The sequence below is a fragment of the Dehalobacter restrictus DSM 9455 genome (assembly GCF_000512895.1).
GTDB lineage: Bacteria > Bacillota > Desulfitobacteriia > Desulfitobacteriales > Syntrophobotulaceae > Dehalobacter > Dehalobacter restrictus.
In genome coordinates, this window is the sequence record NZ_CP007033.1 from 2,666,644 (window position 1) to 2,684,984 (window position 18,341).

The 18,341-nt window shown below is 44.9% G+C and carries 19 protein-coding genes; 10 read left to right on the top strand and 9 right to left on the bottom strand.

Annotation, left to right across the window (positions count from 1 at the left end):
- Positions 1-9 precede the first annotated feature (9 nt).
- A complete protein-coding gene (locus tag DEHRE_RS12775) occupies positions 10-1,068 on the bottom strand; it encodes an HD domain-containing phosphohydrolase (RefSeq protein ID WP_019224668.1) in 1,059 nt (352 codons plus the stop codon).
- A gap of 139 nt (positions 1,069-1,207) precedes the next feature.
- Positions 1,208-1,483 carry a DUF1294 domain-containing protein gene (locus DEHRE_RS12780; RefSeq protein ID WP_019224667.1) on the bottom strand — a complete coding sequence of 92 codons (276 nt, stop codon included), beginning with the start codon at positions 1,481-1,483 and terminating at the stop codon, positions 1,208-1,210.
- 348 nt (positions 1,484-1,831) lie between these two features.
- Here DEHRE_RS12780 and DEHRE_RS12785 point away from each other — a divergent pair, with 348 nt between their 5' ends.
- The 8 genes from DEHRE_RS12785 (at position 1,832) to DEHRE_RS15415 (ending at position 7,662) form a co-directional block, all read left to right on the top strand.
- Positions 1,832-2,131: a zinc-ribbon domain containing protein gene (locus tag DEHRE_RS12785; RefSeq protein ID WP_021315824.1), complete on the top strand. Its 300-nt coding sequence runs from the start codon at positions 1,832-1,834 to the stop codon at positions 2,129-2,131.
- A gap of 193 nt (positions 2,132-2,324) precedes the next feature.
- A complete protein-coding gene (locus DEHRE_RS12790; RefSeq protein WP_019224664.1) occupies positions 2,325-4,718 on the top strand; it encodes a vitamin B12-dependent ribonucleotide reductase in 2,394 nt (797 codons plus the stop codon).
- Positions 4,719-4,845: 127 nt separating this feature from the next.
- Complete coding sequence (locus DEHRE_RS15055) at positions 4,846-5,016, top strand: hypothetical protein (protein WP_019224663.1); 171 nt, start codon at positions 4,846-4,848, stop codon at positions 5,014-5,016.
- A 15-nt stretch (positions 5,017-5,031) separates the two neighbouring features.
- The gene (locus DEHRE_RS14525) at positions 5,032-5,202 is read left to right on the top strand and encodes a CDIF630_02480 family spore surface protein (RefSeq protein ID WP_015044768.1); all 171 of its coding nucleotides are present in this window, start codon (positions 5,032-5,034) and stop codon (positions 5,200-5,202) included.
- A gap of 195 nt (positions 5,203-5,397) precedes the next feature.
- The gene (locus DEHRE_RS12795) at positions 5,398-5,979 is read left to right on the top strand and encodes a TetR/AcrR family transcriptional regulator (protein ID WP_019224662.1); all 582 of its coding nucleotides are present in this window, start codon (positions 5,398-5,400) and stop codon (positions 5,977-5,979) included.
- A gap of 59 nt (positions 5,980-6,038) precedes the next feature.
- Positions 6,039-6,359 carry a YhgE/Pip domain-containing protein gene (locus DEHRE_RS15405; RefSeq protein WP_242836967.1) on the top strand — a complete coding sequence of 107 codons (321 nt, stop codon included), beginning with the start codon at positions 6,039-6,041 and terminating at the stop codon, positions 6,357-6,359.
- 102 nt (positions 6,360-6,461) lie between these two features.
- Positions 6,462-6,608, top strand: a complete 147-nt coding sequence (locus DEHRE_RS15410; RefSeq protein ID WP_019224661.1) for a hypothetical protein — start codon at positions 6,462-6,464, stop codon at positions 6,606-6,608.
- 4 nt (positions 6,609-6,612) lie between these two features.
- Positions 6,613-7,662, top strand: coding sequence for a YhgE/Pip family protein (locus DEHRE_RS15415; protein ID WP_242836968.1), 1,050 nt, complete (start codon positions 6,613-6,615; stop codon positions 7,660-7,662).
- 106 nt (positions 7,663-7,768) lie between these two features.
- Here the strand turns inward: DEHRE_RS15415 and nifJ are convergent, their stop codons facing one another.
- The 7 genes from nifJ to DEHRE_RS12835 form a co-directional block, all read right to left on the bottom strand.
- Complete coding sequence (nifJ, locus tag DEHRE_RS12805; RefSeq protein ID WP_019224660.1) at positions 7,769-11,320, bottom strand: pyruvate:ferredoxin (flavodoxin) oxidoreductase; 3,552 nt, start codon at positions 11,318-11,320, stop codon at positions 7,769-7,771.
- A gap of 266 nt (positions 11,321-11,586) precedes the next feature.
- On the bottom strand, positions 11,587-12,147 hold the full coding sequence (locus tag DEHRE_RS12810) for a hypothetical protein (RefSeq protein WP_019224659.1): 561 nt from the start codon (positions 12,145-12,147) through the stop codon (positions 11,587-11,589).
- 20 nt (positions 12,148-12,167) lie between these two features.
- Positions 12,168-12,584, bottom strand: coding sequence for a hypothetical protein (locus tag DEHRE_RS12815; protein ID WP_019224658.1), 417 nt, complete (start codon positions 12,582-12,584; stop codon positions 12,168-12,170).
- A gap of 134 nt (positions 12,585-12,718) precedes the next feature.
- Positions 12,719-14,125, bottom strand: coding sequence for a sensor histidine kinase (locus tag DEHRE_RS12820; protein WP_019224657.1), 1,407 nt, complete (start codon positions 14,123-14,125; stop codon positions 12,719-12,721).
- Positions 14,118-14,822, bottom strand: a complete 705-nt coding sequence (locus DEHRE_RS12825) for a response regulator transcription factor (protein WP_019224656.1) — start codon at positions 14,820-14,822, stop codon at positions 14,118-14,120. Before DEHRE_RS12825 ends, DEHRE_RS12820 begins: the two co-directional genes overlap by 8 nt.
- A 191-nt stretch (positions 14,823-15,013) precedes the next feature.
- A complete protein-coding gene (gene rd / locus DEHRE_RS12830; protein ID WP_019224655.1) occupies positions 15,014-15,178 on the bottom strand; it encodes a rubredoxin in 165 nt (54 codons plus the stop codon).
- Between the two features lie 216 nt (positions 15,179-15,394).
- Complete coding sequence (locus DEHRE_RS12835; RefSeq protein ID WP_019224654.1) at positions 15,395-16,126, bottom strand: FadR/GntR family transcriptional regulator; 732 nt, start codon at positions 16,124-16,126, stop codon at positions 15,395-15,397.
- A gap of 139 nt (positions 16,127-16,265) precedes the next feature.
- Between DEHRE_RS12835 and sleB the strand changes: the two genes are divergently transcribed.
- Together sleB and DEHRE_RS12845 are read left to right on the top strand one after the other, a co-directional pair.
- Positions 16,266-16,961 carry a spore cortex-lytic enzyme gene (sleB, locus tag DEHRE_RS12840; protein WP_019224653.1) on the top strand — a complete coding sequence of 232 codons (696 nt, stop codon included), beginning with the start codon at positions 16,266-16,268 and terminating at the stop codon, positions 16,959-16,961.
- Between the two features lie 11 nt (positions 16,962-16,972).
- Positions 16,973-18,340, top strand: a complete 1,368-nt coding sequence (locus DEHRE_RS12845) for a PepSY1/2 domain-containing protein (RefSeq protein WP_019224652.1) — start codon at positions 16,973-16,975, stop codon at positions 18,338-18,340.
- Position 18,341: the final 1 nt, after the last annotated feature.

The following is an 18,341-nucleotide window of genomic DNA, read 5'->3' on the forward strand; positions in this document are numbered from 1 at the left end:
CAGAACTTGTTATTTATAGATTTCCGTAATTTCCCTGATTACCGGCATAATTTTCAGAAAATGATCGACAAGAGAAGGATCGAAGTGTGTGCCTCTACCTTTTTCTATCTCAGCTGAGGCTTCGTCGATTTCCCACGCCTTCTTGTAAGGACGCTCCGAAATCAAAGCATCAAACACATCACAAATGGCGGTGATTCGTCCCACCAACGGGATTTCCTCTCCTTGAAGCCCGTTCGGATAACCGTTTCCATCCCATTTTTCATGATGATACAGCGCAATCTGCTCAGCAAGCTTAATCATTTCCGCTGAACTGCCGGCCAGGATCTGAGCCCCTTTAACGGTATGGGTTTTCATTTTTTCCCAATCATCAGGAGTGAGTTTTCCTGGTGTCAGCAGTACTTCGTCGGGAATGCCAATTTTCCCAATGTCATGCAGCGTACTGGCATGAAACATTAGTTCACAGTCTTTTTCCGGCAATCCGAAGGCTTTACCAAGTTCATACGTGTATTTGCTCATTCGCAGAATGTGATTTCCTGTCTCGCTGTCCCGAAATTCTGCGGCTCTCGCCAGCCTGTGGATCAGTTCAACCTGCAAATCTTCCAGTTCTTTTGTTCTCTCCTGGACTTTATTGACCAGTCTGCGGTTGTTCTCTTTGATTTCGTTGTTCAGTAAACGTATTTCCAGTATATTTTTGATTCGCATCAGAACTTCAGCATAATCGAACGGCTTCCCAATAAAATCTTTGGCGCCGAGCGTCAAGGCTTTCAGTCTGTGCTCCTGATCGTTGTAGGCTGTAATGGCAATGATCGGAAGAAAGTCATCCTCTTTGACTGCATTCAACTGCTCCATTACCTCAAATCCATCAAGGTAAGGCATCCTTAAATCCATTAAAATCAGATCGGGATTATGCTCTCGATATAAGGACAGGGTTTCCCTGGAATCAGTGGTGGACATGATATTGCTGTATCCCGACATTTTTAACAGTTTTTCAAGTAACAAAATATTTACAGAATTATCGTCGACGATCAGTATTCTGGCCCTTGAAATACTATCAGTATTTATCTTCATCCGCCTCCCAATCTTTCACAAATCAACTGCTTATTAATGAGGAAATTTCCGGTCAGCCGGCCACTATATCTTAATATACCTTATTCTTATGGGAAATTCTAGATAAAAAATGTTTATCCTTGGAATCTCTACAAATTTTTTAAAATTTTTGCAGAAAATAAACAAGAACAGATATATTCAATATGATCAGAACAGGGATACCGTATATAAAGGCCTTATGCTTGGTTTTGTGCCGAAAGAAACGCATGGCCAGATAGATCCCCGGAGCACCAAATATCAGTCCTGTAAGAAAGAAACGGCGTTCAGGGACCCGCCGGCCTCCCCGTTTGGCCTTATATTTGTCCCACCCCATAACGGAAAAACCATAAATATTTACAAGGACAATGTATCCCCATATAAGCCAGTTATATTCCATATCTGCAGCCTCCTTGCTCAGTTAAAAACCATTTATGACCAAAATCATACCATGAATGAGACAGGAAAAAAATACGCAGAGAAATGCTTGAAAAGATATTAGGACTAAATAGGACAAAATATAAAGATATAGGACAAAACATAAAGATTAATAGAAAAAATGCTGAGAAGTTTGAAAAATTAGCCAGAATACTTTATACTTTGTTTTGACAATTTGTATTTTTTTAGTTATACTAAGTATTGCTCGTTAATATTTGAGGGATTAGAAGACCTTCTCGACTGCCTCAGGCTCAGGGAAGATGTCGAATCAACTTCCAATGAGGCGGGTAATAAATCTAGGAGGTCATTTATGTATAATGACAAAACACTAAGTTGTAAAGACTGTGGCCGTGAATTCACTTTTTCTGCATCCGAGCAGGAATTCTACGCTGAAAAAGGATTCACGAACGAACCAGGCCGCTGCCCCGAATGCCGTTCAGCAAGAAAAGCACAGAGCAGAAATGGTGGCTATTCGCGCCCTCAACGTGAAATGTTCCCTGCTGTTTGTTCTGCTTGTGGCAAAGAAACCACAGTACCTTTCCAACCTACTGGTGACAAACCTGTTTATTGCCGGGATTGCTACCAACCCCGCTCCAGAAACAACTGGTAATTTAATTGTTATCAGACCCTTCCGGGTATCTTACCCGGGGGGGTTTTTGTTTTGAGAGCCTATTTATTTTTTATGATTAATTTTTCCATTTGACCCCTTGACTACCAGATATAGTATCTGTAAACTTTATATAGTACTACTTGTAGTTTACTAACCGGATTTACAGTCCGAATGAATTTTGGAGGTATAAACGTTGCGTAACAATACGGAAGTTTGGAAAAAGTGGCCCAAAGCCAATCTTTCGCCGAATGCCAGAGTTGTCCTGGAACGGAGATATTTGAAGCAGGAAAATGACCAAAAATGCGAGACGCCGGAAGTGATGTTTTACCGGGTTGCTTCGGTCATTGCCGGCGCTGAAGAAAAGTATGGTAAGAATCCGCAGGAAATTGAAGATTTGACCAAAGAATTTTACACGGTCATGGCTAATTTGGAGTTTATGCCGAATTCGCCGACACTGATGAATGCCGGGCGTGACCTTGGACAGTTAAGTGCCTGCTTTGTTTTGCCGGTCGGGGACAGTATGGAGGATATATTTGATGCACTGAAACATGCAGCAATTATACATAAGTCAGGCGGCGGAACAGGCTTTAACTTTTCCCGGCTGCGCCAGAAGAACAGCATGGTGCGTTCCACTGGAGGGGTTGCTTCCGGTCCGGTTTCGTTTATGAAAGTCTTTAATGCCGCTACGGAGGCTGTCAAACAAGGAGGAACAAGACGCGGCGCCAACATGGGCATTCTTCGGATCGACCACCCGGATATTCTGGAATTTATCAGCTGCAAAGAAGATAACCGAGATATTAACAACTTCAATGTTTCGGTTGCTGTAACGGAATCATTTATGAAAGCTGTGGAAAATGACACGGAATATGACCTGATTGACCCTCATTCTGGAAAGTCGGCAGGTAAGCTCCCCGCCAAACAAGTCTTCGCTAAAATTGTTGACCACGCTTGGCGGAACGGTGAACCAGGCATGATCTTTATTGACCGGATGAACCGCGATAATCCGACGCCGCATATTGGCGTGATTGAGGCTACCAACCCCTGTGGCGAACAACCCTTACTCCCCAATGAAGCATGCAATCTTGGCTCCATTAATTTAAAGCTTATGGCGGCGGAAAAGGACGGAAAGACCGTAATTGACTGGGAGCGTTTAGGCTATGTCACAAGGCTCGCGACCCGTTTTCTTGATGATGTGATTGATATCAACCAATATCCTCTTCCCGTAATCGAAGAAATGGTCAAAGGAAACCGGAAAATTGGCCTGGGTGTTATGGGTTTTGCAGATTTGATGATTCTTCTGCAGACATCCTATATTTCCGAAGAAAGTACAGCCTTCGCCGAAAAGATTATGGAATTCATCCGTACCGAATCCCGTATAGAGTCCCAGCGACTGGCCAAGGAACGCGGTACCTTTCCTAATTATCAGGGTTCCATTTATGACGGCAAGATCGAATTACGCAATGCTACACTGACTACAGTTGCCCCGACAGGGACGATATCGATGATCTGCGGTGCTTCCAGCGGCGTGGAGCCGCTCTTTGCCGTGGCCTATACTAAAACGGTCATGGACGGTACGGCACTGATTGAGGTCAACCCGCTTTTTGAAGATTATGCGCATAAGTATGGCTTTTACTCAAAGGAGCTTATGTCCAAAATTGCCGAACGAGGTAACGTCTTCGGTTTGCCGGAAGTCCCGGAATGGGTACAGAAGGTCTTTGTTACCGCGCAGGAGATCTCTCCTGAATGGCATATCCGAATTCAGGCTGCTTTTCAAAAATATACGGATAATGCGGTTTCCAAAACTATTAATTTTGCAAATACAGCTACCTGCGAAGATGTTGCCGAAGCGTTTCGTTTAGCCTTTGAGCTTGGCTGCAAAGGAATTACGGTCTATCGGGACGGCAGCCGTGAACAGCAGGTGCTGTCTGCCGGAACGAAAGAAACTGCCAATCCGGCGGCTGATTTCAAAGCCACAGCTGAACCTGAGACGACTGCAAAGCTCGAGACCACCACTGAATCTGAAGCAACCGCTTCTGCACCGATGCCTACCATCAAGCCGAGGCCCCGCCCGCCGGTGACTGTCGGCGTCACTGAAAAGATTAAAATTGGTTGCGGTAATCTCTATGTTAGCGTAAACGCCGATGAAACCAGTATCTGTGAAGTGTTTACCAATACGGGAAGAGCCGGTGGCTGTTCTTCCCAATCGGAAGCAACCTCCCGCCTAATCTCGATCGCGATGCGTTCAGGTATCTCTGTTGATGCTATCATAGAGCAGATCCGTGGAATCCGCTGCCCCGCCTGCATCCGAAGAGAAGGTGTCAATGTCACCTCGTGCCCGGATGCAATCTCGCGGGTAATCAAAAAGTATAAGGATATCGGCGTAAACGGTAATTCTGCGATTATCAATCGCAATAAAACGGAAGAACCTGTCCTTTCGGATGATTTGAAGAAAACTGAAAAAGCCGTAATTAAAAAAGCTCAGGCCGCCGTCGCGATCGACAATGCCTGCCCTGAATGCGGAATGCCCGTGAATCACGAAGGCGGCTGCATGGTCTGCATCCACTGCGGCTATTCCAAATGCGGGTAAAATAACGACTTTTGAAAATGCACAGCCAATACACAGTCATCATTTTCCATTGATGACTGTGTATTTTTTTCTAAAAAATATCAAAAACTACAGGCAGCGAATAATTCTTGGTGAGGTGAATCACGCGATGGCGAAAGACAGACGCAAAGTCAAAGAAGTATTGACAACCAATAACTCGCTTGCTTGGGGTCACCTGAACAACACTCATCCGATGCCGGCAGGCTCGATTGCTTTTGCCAGTCCGCAGGCGATTGGCGGGATGGCTGAAGATAGAAGACGGTCCCCGGATAAAGCGTAGCGGAGGAATAGAAAAGTGGCCAATAATAAAAAGAAGGAAACTTTTATGGCGAACCCTGTTGAGAAACATACTACCGCTGCCTGGGACAGCCGCTTTGAAACAAAGAAGCCTGTATCAAATGTAGGCATTCCCGGAGAACTTGAAGTTCGCAATGCCAAAGAATATGTGGACTCTAACGAAAAATAAACAATTTGGGTCAAGGGGCTGTTGCAAAACGAATAGTAATCATTCGCATGCAGCAGCTCCTTTCCTATTGTTAATTACTTTAATGTAGAAAAATGCTTTCTTCTTGTGAATGATAAACTTTTTCTCTTGACAAATAAATCCTTAAAACATAGTATTTATACTGACTAGTCAGTATAAAGTGTAAAGGAGAAAGGGATGACAAACCAAAAAGATAAAGCAATATTTCAGGCTGCACTTCAATTATTCGCTGTCAATGGGTTTGAACGAACGACAATGGAAGACATTGCCTCTCAGGCAAAAGTTGCCAAAGGGACATTATTTTACCGGCACAAAAGCAAAGAAGAATTATTTGTCAGTATGATTCGCTGGACTATCGACCAATTTGTCGCAACAGTTAAAGAATCAGCCGAAAATGTAGAAGGAGCAATCCAACAGTTAGAAAAGTTAATTGAGGTTCAAACAAAGCTTTCCTTTGAACATCCTGAGTTTGCAAAAGTACTTTTAAGCGAAGTTTGGGGAAGACAAGACAGGCAACTCCTGCTGCGTGAAAGTTTAAGAGAATATTTGCAATTCATTGAAAAAATTATTCAGGAAGGAATAGAAAAGAAGGAAATCAGGCCTTTGGGCCCGGAACTTCTGGCTGTCTCCATATTTGGCATGACAGCGGCAGCAAGTCTTCGCATCCTATTATCCAATCAGAAGATCTCTTACGAAGCCACCGTAGAAGAAATCAAAGGGTATTGGTTAACTGGGATCAAATTATCAGAAAATCTTTGAAAAAACAATAGGAGCTGCAGTAGCTAATTAGTTATAAATAGCAGTTTGGAGGAAATGTCATGGCATTAGAGAAAAAACGTTGGAGAAAACGAGCAGTTATTGCAGCTGTAATCATTCTTCCCCTCATATACAGTGTATTTTTTCTTTCAGCGTTCTGGGATCCGTACAGCAAATTAGAGAAGCTTCCTGTGGCTTTTGTCAATCAGGACCAGGGCGCAGTTATCAATGGTAAGTCAAGAAATTTAGGAAATGAGATCACTGAAGAACTAAAATCCGATGAAAACATCAAATGGGTTTTGACTACGGACGCAGAAGCAAAGACAGGAATACAAAACAGAGAATATTATGCTGAAGTTTCGATACCGGCCGATTTCTCATAAAAAATAGCTTCGGCAGATAAATCAGATAAGAATGAGGGCATCATCATCTATCAACCGGAAGAGAAAAGAAATTTCCTTGCTGTCCAGGTTCTGAACAGAGTCATGCTCGAATTTAAAGATAAGGTTTCACAAAAGGCGACCAAAGAAATCGTCAGTGAAATGACGACCGAAATGAAAACGATTCCTGAGGATTTAGGTGAACACCGCCACTTTAGTCAGCCGTTCCCAACAGCTGCAGGCAGGAAGTAAACAATTGAATGACGGCATCGCATTAATCGATAGCAAGTCAAAAGAACTCATGAATGGTGCAACGCAATTGGCAAGCGGGGCAAATCAGTTAGGGACCGGCTTAAATCAGCTATCTGGTGGTGTAGGACAGTTGGCGGAAGGTTCCGCAGAATTGGCAGCTGTGTATCCACAACTAAATTCTGGTATCCAGACGGCTGCCATGGATATAGCGGCAGCTGCCCAAGGAAGCAGTGAACTGAACGCCAGTGCGGCTAAGTTTCCGGATGGCGAACAGCGGCTTCTAAACGGTAGTCAGACCTTGAATGATGGCATCAACGAGGCAAAGACTGCGGTTGCGGATTCAATCACAACAGCAAATGACAAAACGGCGAATCTTTCTGGACTCGATACCTACGCAGCAACACCTGTTGCGCTTAATCAGCTGAGCATTGATCCAGTGCCGAATTATGGAACAGCATTTTCACCGTATTTTATTTCGTTGTCATTATGGATCGGATCAATCCTCATGCTAATTGTTATTTACCTTGATCCGGAAATCAATTTTGAACGCCGTCTTTCAAGATATCTGCCTGCGGATCCAAGGTTTATTGGATTCTCACTGGTAGCTGCAGTTCAAGCGGTGGCATTAGCTCTTGTTTTACAGCACGGATTGCATCTGGTGGTGAAGAATGTTTTCATGTTTTATGTCGTGTGCATTCTGATTGCTTTATGCTTCACCGCCATTGTGGATTTTTTGATCGCGAACCTCAAGGATGTTGGCAAGTTTTTGGCACTTTTTTTACTGATCCTTCAGCTTACCGCTTGCGGAGGAACCTTCCCACTGGAGCTTGTACCACAATTCTTTGATATCGCATATCCATATTTACCAATGACATACGCAATCAATGCACTTAAAGAAGTAATATCCGGTGTCAACTACAGCTTTCTGTATGAGAATCTGTCTATATTGGGAGGCATCACAGTTGTAATTTTTGCAGTAAATCTACTGCTGAGCATCAGAGCAACGAAAAAGCAAAGGGAAAAATCCGCTGTTGAAATGACCGTTGTTTCATAGACAGGAGGTCATCTTCTTTCAATAATCGAAGGGGCCGTTGCAGAACGAATGAAAGTAAATTCGTCTGTAACAGCCCCATATAATTCTATAGCCGAATAATTGTAGATTAGGATTGGGAGGTTGCCATCTTCCTGTAGCTCTCATAACGTTCAGCAGCATGTTGTTCCGCCAAGCTAAACATGTCTTCGGCAATCTCAGGGAAAACGTTTTTCAAAGAAGCATAACGGATCTCGCTTTCCAGGAATTCTTTAAAGTTTCCTTTGGGTTCTTTGGAATCTAGGATAAACGGATTTTTACCCTGCTGCTTAAGATCCGGATTGTACCTGTAAAGATGCCAGTATCCTGCCTCTACTGCTTTTTTTTGCTGGGCCAGGCTCATCCCCATCCCGTTCTTAAGACCATGATTGAAGCAGGTGGAATAGGCAATGATCAGGGACGGTCCGTGATATCTTTCAGCCTCTGTAATCGCTTTGATCGTCTGCATCATATTCGCTCCCATTGCAATCTGGGCGACGTAAACATAGCCATAGGATATCGCCATCATGCCAAGGTCCTTTTTCCGGATCTTTTTGCCTGCGGCGGCAAACTTGGCAATCGCGGCTGTCGGGGTCGCTTTGGAGGACTGCCCGCCTGTATTGGAATAGACCTCCGTATCCATTACAAACAGGTTGACATCGTCCCCGCTGGCCAGGACATGATCGACACCATTATAGCCGATATCATACGCCCAGCCGTCCCCGCCGATTGCCCAAACTGAGCGTTTGACGAGATAGTCCTTTCTCTTCAGTATTTCACGGATGACAGGAAGACCCAAGGCAGCGTTGCCGTTCAATACCTGAAGCACTTTGGCGGAAGCGGTCAGCGACCTTTCCCCGTCCTGGTACGCATCGAGCCATTCTCTGAAAGCTGTCTTGATTTCTTCGGACAGCTCCATCGCCAGGGCTTCCTGCATCAGGGCAGAAATTCTTTCTCTGATCTGCAAAGCGCCGAGGTACATGCCGTATCCGTACTCCGCGTTATTTTCAAAAAGTGAGTTGGCCCAGGCCGGTCCTCTGCCCTCGGCATTGGTCGTATACGGGATGGAAGGGTAACTTCCTCCCCAAATTGAGGAACAGCCTGTCGCATTCGCGATCATCATACGTTCCCCGAAGAGCTGCGTCAGCAGTTTGACATACGGCGTTTCCCCGCAGCCCGGGCAGGCACCGTTAAACTCCAGCAGCGGACGGATAAACTGGCTTCCTTTTAAGGTATTGCGGTCCATACGGTCTTCCTTGGGCCGGATGGATAACGCATATTCCCAGTTTTCCGCTTCCATTTCGATTTCGTGTTCGGCTGGTTTCATGATTAATGCTTTTCCCGGAGCAGGACAAATGTCGGCACAGTTCATACAGCCTGTACAGTCCAGAGGGGCAATCTGTATACGGTAATGCAGGCCCTCCAGTCCTTTTCCGGCAGCTTCCTTCGTTATAAATGTCTCCGGTGCCTGGGCTTTTTCCTGATCATCCAATAAAAAGGGTCTGACCGTCGCATGCGGACAAATATAGGCGCACTGATTACACTGAATACATTTGTCTATCTGCCATTCTGGAATCTGGACTGCAATACCGCGTTTTTCATAGGCTGTTGTCCCGAGAGGCGTACTCCCGTCCTCCATCCCCAAAAAGGTACTGACAGGAAGCTCATCTCCCTCAGAGCGCGCAATCGGCCGCTGAATTTTCTTGATAAATTCGGGTTCTTCTTTGAGCTCCGTTTTTTGATCCTGGGCACTCTCCCAGGAAGCAGGCGCCTCAATACGGATAAGCCGGCTGATGCCTTGATCTACGGCGGCTTTGTTCATTTCAACGATCTTCTGCCCTTTCCGGCCGTAGGTTTTTTCAATCGAATTTTTCAGATACCGGACGGCATCTTCAATCGGTATGACATTCGCCAGCTTAAAGAATGCGGCCTGCATCACCATATTGATCCGTCCGCCCAGGCCAATCTGCGAAGCAATATCAATTGCGTCTATGACATAGAAATGGATGTTGTTTTGAAAGATCGTTTTCTTCAGGTATGCCGGAAGATGCTCTTCAAGTTCATCAAGGCTCTTCCACGGGCAATTCAAAACAAAAGTGCCATTTTTTTTGATTCCTTTCAGGAGATCATAATGGTAAATGAACGATTGATTATGGCAGGCAATGTAATCCGCGCTGAAGACCAAATAGCGGGACTTAATCGGACTTCTGCCGAATCTGAGGTGGGAAACCGTTGTCCCTCCTGATTTTTTGCTGTCATAGGAAAAATAGGCCTGGGCGTTAAGGTCGGTATTGTCCCCTATAATCTTTACCGCCGATTTGTTTGCCCCGACAGTCCCATCGGAACCAAGCCCCCAGAACTTGCAATTGATGGTCCCTTCCGGGGTTGTATCCAGCCATTCGCCCTCCGGTAAAGAAGTACCGGAGACATCATCCACAATCCCGATGGTAAAATGATTTTTTGGTTTGTCCTGTTTCAGATTCTGGTATATCGCCAGGATCTGAGAAGGCGTTGTGTCTTTGGATCCTAGCCCATACCTCCCCCCCACGATAACCGGCTGATAGGCTATTTGTTCCGGAGTCCCATCCGAGGTGTGCCTGAATAATTCTAGAATATCGAGGTAGAGCGGTTCGCCTAATGCTCCCGGCTCCTTGGTACGGTCCAAAACCGCAATTTTTTTGACGGAAGCGGGTAATACATTAAAGAAATATTTTGCCGAGAATGGCCGGTAAAGATGAACGATCACCATCCCGACCTTTTCCCCTCTCTTCTGCAGAACGTCAATCGTCTCTTCAACCGTGTCACAGACTGACCCCATTGCCACAATGACATTTTCAGCATCCGGTACTCCGTAATAATTAAAAGGGTGATAGACCCGTCCTGAAATTCTTTCTATTTCCCGCAGATAGCCTTCTACAATATCCGGGACCTTCTCATAAAACGGATTGGAAACCTCCCTGAACTGAAAGTAGACATCCGGATTCTGCGTTGATCCTTTTACAACGGGGTGTTCAGGACATAAGGAATGATCCCTGAAATCCTGAAGCGCCTGATGGTCTACAATTTCTCGGATCTCTTCCTGTTCAATTAAGCTGATTTTTTGATACTCATGCGATGTACGAAATCCGTCAAAGAAATGAAGAAACGGAATTCTGGATTGGATTGCACTTAGATGAGCGACATATCCCAAATCATGTGCTTCCTGGACGTTAGTTGATGCCAACAGCGCAAAACCTGTCTGCCTGCAGGCCATGACATCCTGATGGTCGCCGAAGATGGACAGCGCATGGGTTGCCAGTGCTCTGGCACTTACATGAAACACGGCCGGCAGCAGTTCCCCGGCAAGCTTGTACATATTCGGAATCATCAGAAGCAGCCCCTGAGAAGCGGTGTAAGTAGTGGTCAGCGCTCCTGAAGCGAGTGATCCGTGAACGGCTCCCGCAGCACCAGCTTCAGATTCCATTTCCACCACTTTTACAGGCTGACCGAAAATATTCTTTTTGCCGTGCGCCGACCATTCATCAATACCTTCGGCCATTGGAGATGACGGAGTGATCGGAAAGATGGCGGCAACTTCAGTCAGGGCGTAGGACGCCAGCGCTGCAGCTTCATTGCCATCCATCGTGGCCGTTTTCATTGGCATCAAAAGACCTCCTTTTTAGCTTAAGCTTGATCCATATTTGTGATCCATTATTAAATTGATGACCCAGTGCCTCGTTAACTCAGTACTAAGCTTTATGATCTATATTATTGATACTTTCCAGCGAAAAATGCACAGAAATGCAAACCAATCAATTTTGCAAGAATTACAAAAAAATACTGCCAATAGTGCGTTACTATTAGCAGTATCTCAGAGGCTTATGGTTAATCTCATTTTTGATCTTTCATCAGACAATTACTGGAGAATGTCTAATCCAGAAAATCCTCTAAATCTTCAATCGTCGCTTTCAGCGTCGTAATTCTTTGTTCTTGTGCCATAATAATATTATGCAGCGTTATTTTGGCCTGAGCAATATCCAGTTCTTTTTTTGTCTTTCTGAGATCAACGACTTGCTGCTGAACGTCGCCCAGCTGGCCTCCTATCTCAGCTTTATCTTCCTTGAGCGTCTGCAAAAAGTCCTTCAGCGGAGCAAGCAGGGCATCCATCTGTTCATCGGTCAAATTCTCATTCTGTTGTCTAAGATCATCAATCTTGGCAACTGCATTATCGCGAAGCTGAGTTAATTGATTGCGCAAATGGATCGTCTCTGTTTTATTGGCACGGATTTCATCAAATAAAGGCTTGAGTTCCTTCTGCCATTGCTGGACAGTAACACCCTTAGCTTCAGTATTCGCCTGCTTGTTGCTTTGGGAACTCTGTTTACTTGATGTGCCATCCGTTGTTTTGTCTGTCTTGGCCAAAACCAATGCACTGTTAAGGATTAAGCAAACACTCATAACAGCCAGTACCAAGACTTTTATTCTTTTCATATTGCTTCCTCCCCACAATGCTATTTCAGGTCATTTTCCTCAATATCATCCATCGCATTCACAGTGTTGATGATTTCATCAAGCTCTCTGGAAATCTCGTCCAATACAGCTTCTTTTTCTTCATCTGCCGACCGTGTGCCTGATTTTGCAACCACCGAAATTTCTTGATTATCGGATTCCTTGTTTTCTTTCTTGTCTGTTTCCGTTCCGTCTGTCCCCGCTCCATCGATTCCTGCTCCGCCGGTTTCTGCTCCATCGATTTCTACTCCATCACTTTGCACCTGATCGCCTTTGTTCGCGGATTGCTGGTCTTCAGTCTGAACACCGTTTCGCGGCACTTCGGAATTCTTCGATTGATCCGTTTGGCCCGAGCAGCCGCTCAGCGTGACAAAAAAGGAAAGAATTAGGAATGCCGTTAAGAACACTCTACCTTTCATCACTACCCTCCTGATACTTCAGGCAGGCAGACCATCGGTCTACAGCCTTACTATAAAGAAAAAATATCAAAGCAAAACAGATGAGTTGTAAATAATACGTAAAATTATGACCGTACTTTTTAAAATTCTAGGTATTATCCAGGGAAAAAAATCACAATCTCCGTTCCCTGCCCATAGGTGCTGGAAGCGCTAATTCTGCCGCCGTGCTGCTCAACCAGCATCTTGGTGATGTTAAGACCAAGACCGGTTCCGCCTTCCACCTCCTGCCGGGATTTATCTGCCCGGTAGAATCTCTCAAAAATAAATGGCAGATCCTGTGGTGCGATTCCCTTCCCGTTGTCCTGAACGCTCAATTTGATCCCGCCGTCTTCCGGCGTTACAGTCAGTTTGATTTTTCCGTTCTTTCCGGTATATTTCAACGCATTATCCAGGATATTGATCAGGATCTGTTTAAAACGATGCTGATCTGCATAGATTTCCAGTCCGTCCGGACAATCCATCATCAGCTCTATGTTTTTAGGATTTTCCCTCATCCCTGTGCTTTCCAGAATCTCCTCCAGGGTATTCCCGACCAGGAAATACTTCCTGGTGAGTGTAATCTCCCCCGACTGAATTTTCGCTGATTCCAGGATTTCACCTGTCAGCCCCATTAAACGGTTTGTTTCCGTTTTAATAATATTCAAATACTTTGGATAGTCCTGAGGTTTTACCAATCCATCCAGCATTCCCTGGACAAAACCGTTGATCGATGTCAGCGGAGTTCTCAGATCATGAGACACACTTGCCATAAAATCCCGCCGCATATTTTCGGCCGTACTGATTTGGTTTTTCATATTATTGAAGGCTTTTGCCATCTTTTCCAGCTCATCACCTGAATGAACTGCCAAATCATTGATCTGCTCTCCGGCGGCCAGCTGTATCGCTCCCTCTTCCATGATTTTCAACGGCCTGGTAATTTTAAGGGCTGCCAGATAAATCATGATACCGCTTAAGATAACTGCCGCCAGCGCAGAACACCATATGATCATATTGATCTTTTGAATATAAGCGTAGATTTCGTCAAGCGGAGCAAAAAACAAAATAGCTCCTTCAATCATATTGCCCTGGCCGTAGGGGACCCCTAAAAAGGCTACATCTGCGGCAAACCTGTCCGAGTATTGCTTTTTCCGGGAAACTTCCTTGCCCTGCAGGATGCTTTTTAAATCTTCAAACAGGTACGCATCCAGCAGTTTCTTATCCAGTACCAGATTCTTATTCGCAAGAACCTCCGGATTCAGCCGGATTGCATAAATCCGTGAACCCGTCATCGAACCCAGGATATCCAGCGAATCATTTAGTTCCGAATAGGTTATTTCGGCCTGTTCATACTTCCCAAGCAGCAGAACCGTTTCGGCTGCCGCAGCACGCATTTCTTGCTGCTTTTCCCCGAATACATAGTTGTTAAACGCATAGGAGAGAAGAACGGCAATGACAGCCATCACCGCAATGATCAAGATCAGATAGGTAAAAAACAGTTTTGAGAAAATTGTTTTCTTAACCATCAATCTCCAGCTTGTATCCTACTCCCCAGACGGTACTGATCCGGCAGTTAGAATAAACACCCTCCAGTTTTTCTCTCAGTTTGTTGATATGAACATCAACAGTCCGGGTATCTCCTTCATATGAGTATCCCCATACTTTTTCCAGCAGCTGATCTCTGGTAAAAACCATATTTCTGTTCTTGAGAAGGAAATACAGCAGCTGGATCTCTTTCGGCTTCAGTTCTATTTTTTCGCCTTCCAGTCTGGCCTCATAACGGTTCATATCCACCTGGATATTTCCGATATTCAGAACATTGGTTTCAGCTTGTTGATCTGCTCTATCCTTCGTTTCATATCCTTGAACGTTTTTTAGTCTGGCTTTGACCCTGGCCACTAGTTCCCTCGGTTCAAAAGGCTTCACAATATAATCATCGACACCAAGTTCAAACCCCTGAATCTTATCTTCCATCAAATCACAGGCAGTCAGCATAATGATCGGAACAGAGCTGATCTGCCTGATCATTTTACAGACTTCCCACCCGTTAATGACCGGCAGCATGATATCGAGAATCACTAAATCTGTTTTTTCTGTTCGCAGGACATCGAGCGCACTGCTTCCATCATGAACCATATAAAGCTGGTATCCCTCATTCAAAAGATAAAGTTCCAACAGCTGGCAGATATTGTGATCATCATCAACGACAAGTATGCTTGTCATCCATCGTTCACCCCCACACTTCCGGAAAGGAAAAATAAGTTGCCAATAGACCAGACAACTATACCTGATGCTATTATATCAGTTTTTTTCCAATTCTGTCATGGTTTTTCAAATGAAAAGAGGATGCCGAATAACATCCTCTCTGGTCAATCTTTATTTAAAATCAAAGTGAAAAAATAATCGCAATTCTTCTATTCAACAGCAACTTCGAATTCGTCTTTCCCGGCCCCACACAAAGGACAAACCCAACTATCGGGCAGATCTTCAAAAGCTGTACCGGGAGCAATCCCACCATCCGGATCTCCTTCAGCCGGATCATAAACATAACCACATACTGTACATTCGTACTTTTGCATTCAAAGCGCCTCCTTTGTCAATTTTTTTCATTATAACCGCAGGTTTTCTTGAAAACAAGAGGCTTTCAGCTAAAATATTCACTGAATTTTCGCGGTTATTCCTGCACTCTCTTAGCTGCGCGGCGGTCCATAAATCCTGAACGATTTACGGATACTCTTTATCCAGCTTGTAAAACAGCAGCACTACAATCAGGAAATAGATGTATACCAGGCATACTAATACTCCAGGATATCCCTAATTCTTTCAAATCTTTTCAGTTCCTGTTGGGCTTTGGAAAGATGGGCATTCATCAGCCGGTTAGCTGATTCGTTATCCTTATTCTCCACAGCCTGAAAGATCTCCAGATGTTCCTGATAAAGCATCTGTCTGTTTTCAAAATAATAGGTCCGCACCCACTGCTGATACGTCGATCGTAAAACCTGACCGGATATATCCAGAGCGGTATTGATCATTCGTTCCAGAAGCGGGTTTTTGCACATCCCGGCTAAAGCGAGATGAAAAGAGACATCATCCTTCTGGACATTTTTGCCTTCCGGCAGATCCTGTTTCATCTTTTCAAACAATATGTGCATGGCGGCAATATCGCTGTTATCCCTGTTTCGGGCAACAAGATCAACGGCTTGGGTCTCCAGAGCAATACAGATATCAATAATTTTTTCGAAATCATTTTCCAGCAAAAAAATAAAACTTAGAGGTTCAATCACTGCATTGGATGGAGAACGTTTGACAAAAATTCCTTCTCCCTGCCGGATATCGAGAATCCCTGTCAGGCTCAGCGCTGATAATGCCTCCCTGACCGAAGTTCTGCTTACTTCAAACTTTTCGGCAAGAATACTTTCTGTCGGTAGCTTATCACCCGGATTCAGCTGACCCTGAATCATAAAGTTTTTGATCTGCTCAAGAATAATCTCTGTAGTTCTCCTGCTCTTGATCGGCTTGATATCCATGCCCATACTCCCTCACAGGTATCCGACAAAATATAGTTATACGATTGTATTATAACATATGACTTCAAAATATGGGAAAGCGGATAATATTCGGTATCTTAAGCCAGACTATGGAAAAAAAGAATCATGAGGTGGTTGTATGTCATTATCTCCCCATCCAACGTATAAAAGAATTCTTGTTGTAGTGATGACCCTCATGCTGTGTGCATCCTCCTTGAGCAATGCTGCCTTGGGAGACCGCAATCTTTCACGCGGATCCCGCGGGCCGGAGGTAGCGGAACTCCAAAAAAGGCTGTCTATGCTGGGATATGTGATCGGTTCAATTGACGGAATCTATGGACGTCAAACCGAGGCCAGGGTCCGTTTGTTTCAAAAAGAACACGGACTAGGCGCAGATGGTATAGCCGGAACCAGAACCATACGTGAGCTCAAACGCTTGACAGGGGAAAGTGTGACAGTCGGCGGCACAGCGATTGGATATAAGAATTCGGATATTAATCTTTTAGCCCGTCTGGTCAGTGCCGAAGCTAAAGGAGAGCCCTATCGCGGACAAATTGCCGTTGCCTCTGTTGTGTTAAACCGTATCCAAAGTTCCTCATTTCCAAATACGATTCCAGATGTTATTTACCAACCCGGTGCTTTTTCTCCAGTAGCAGATGGGTCCATTTGGAATGAGCCTGTTCCTTCGGCCTATAACGCAGTATATGAAGCGTTACACGGAACAGACCCTGCCTACGGAGCATTATTCTTTTTTAACCCTGCCAAGACAAGCAACAATTATATCTGGTCACGACCTCAAATTATTCAAATTGGCAAACACATCTTTTGTCGTTAGGAGGAAAAACTATGAAGAAAAGATTTTGGCCGTGGGCTTTAGCTGCGGGGCTCGCGCTCTCTCTGATCTGGGGGGTGAATCAATTCCAAAGAGCTGAAAGTTTGGACCTCGCTGCCGAAAACCAATATCAAAGATCTTTTGCCGACCTGGTGACTCACCTTGACGGTTTGGAAACCACTCTGGCCAAAAGCAGGGCTGCAGGGACCCCGACCCAGCAGGTATTGTATTTAAGCCAATCCTGGCAGCAGAGTGGAACGGCCGTGAAGGATCTCTCTCTGCTGCCGTCAGATGAATACGGGTTAAATTATGTCGATCAGTTTCTGAATCAAATCGGCGAATATGCCCATCTGATGACGCAGCAGATTGCCAAAGGTGAGCAGATGAATGCTTCTCAGGAAAAAACGCTGACCAATATGCAGGAAAGGCTTATTTCTGTTAACCGGACCGTTCAAGAACTCAACGTCAGTCTTAGTACAGAAAATATTTCCTGGCTCAGTAAAAATAAGCGGAGTGCTTCAACTAATTTTTCCAATGCTGCTCCTGCCTCAGCCATTGGAGAAGAAGGTGCTGCTACAGTCCCTGACTCAGTCAGCTCTGGTCTTGAGCAGCTTGATTCCAGCCTGCAGAAATACCCCCCATATTCTTATGAGGGTCAGGCGGATACGCATTTTGTGTCGGAACCGCTTGGTCTGCCTGAAAAGACCGTAACAGAGACGGAAGCAAAAGCTGCAGCCACTGATTTTTTGCAGACCCTTGGCTATACGAACGTTGATCCGCAGTCTTCCGGCATCTCCAACGGTACTTTCAGCGTTTATGTTTTCAAATTTAGCAGCACTACGGTCGACGTGGCTAAAAAAGGCGGTGTGATCACGTACTTCCGGGATGAAAGAGCGCTTGGTCTGCAGCGATTTGATGCAGACAATACAGCATCTCGGGCCTTGAAAACTTTACAAAATCTTGGATGGAAGAATCTTGTTCAGACTTCAGTCAATGATTTTGGCGGAACGATACAGCTGGACGCAGTCGTTGAAGAACAAGGCATTCGAATCTATCCTGATAAAATCCGGCTGATTGTTGCCAAAGACAACGGCAGAATAATAGGTTATGATGCAACATCGTACTGGCTGTTTCACCATAAACGCACGCTTCTGCCTGAAATCACGATGGATCAGGCCAAATCTCGTCTTCGTTCTGACGTCTCCATCCAGGAGTACAGGCTGGTCGTCATATCCCTTCCCGGCTGGCCCGAAGCTTTCTGTTATGAATTCCGAGTAAAAAAAGGCGGGGAGGAATTCATGATCTATATCAATGCGGTCAGTGGGTACGAGGAAAAAATCCAGCGGGTTATCCAAACTCCACGGGGAGAATATCTGGAGTAAG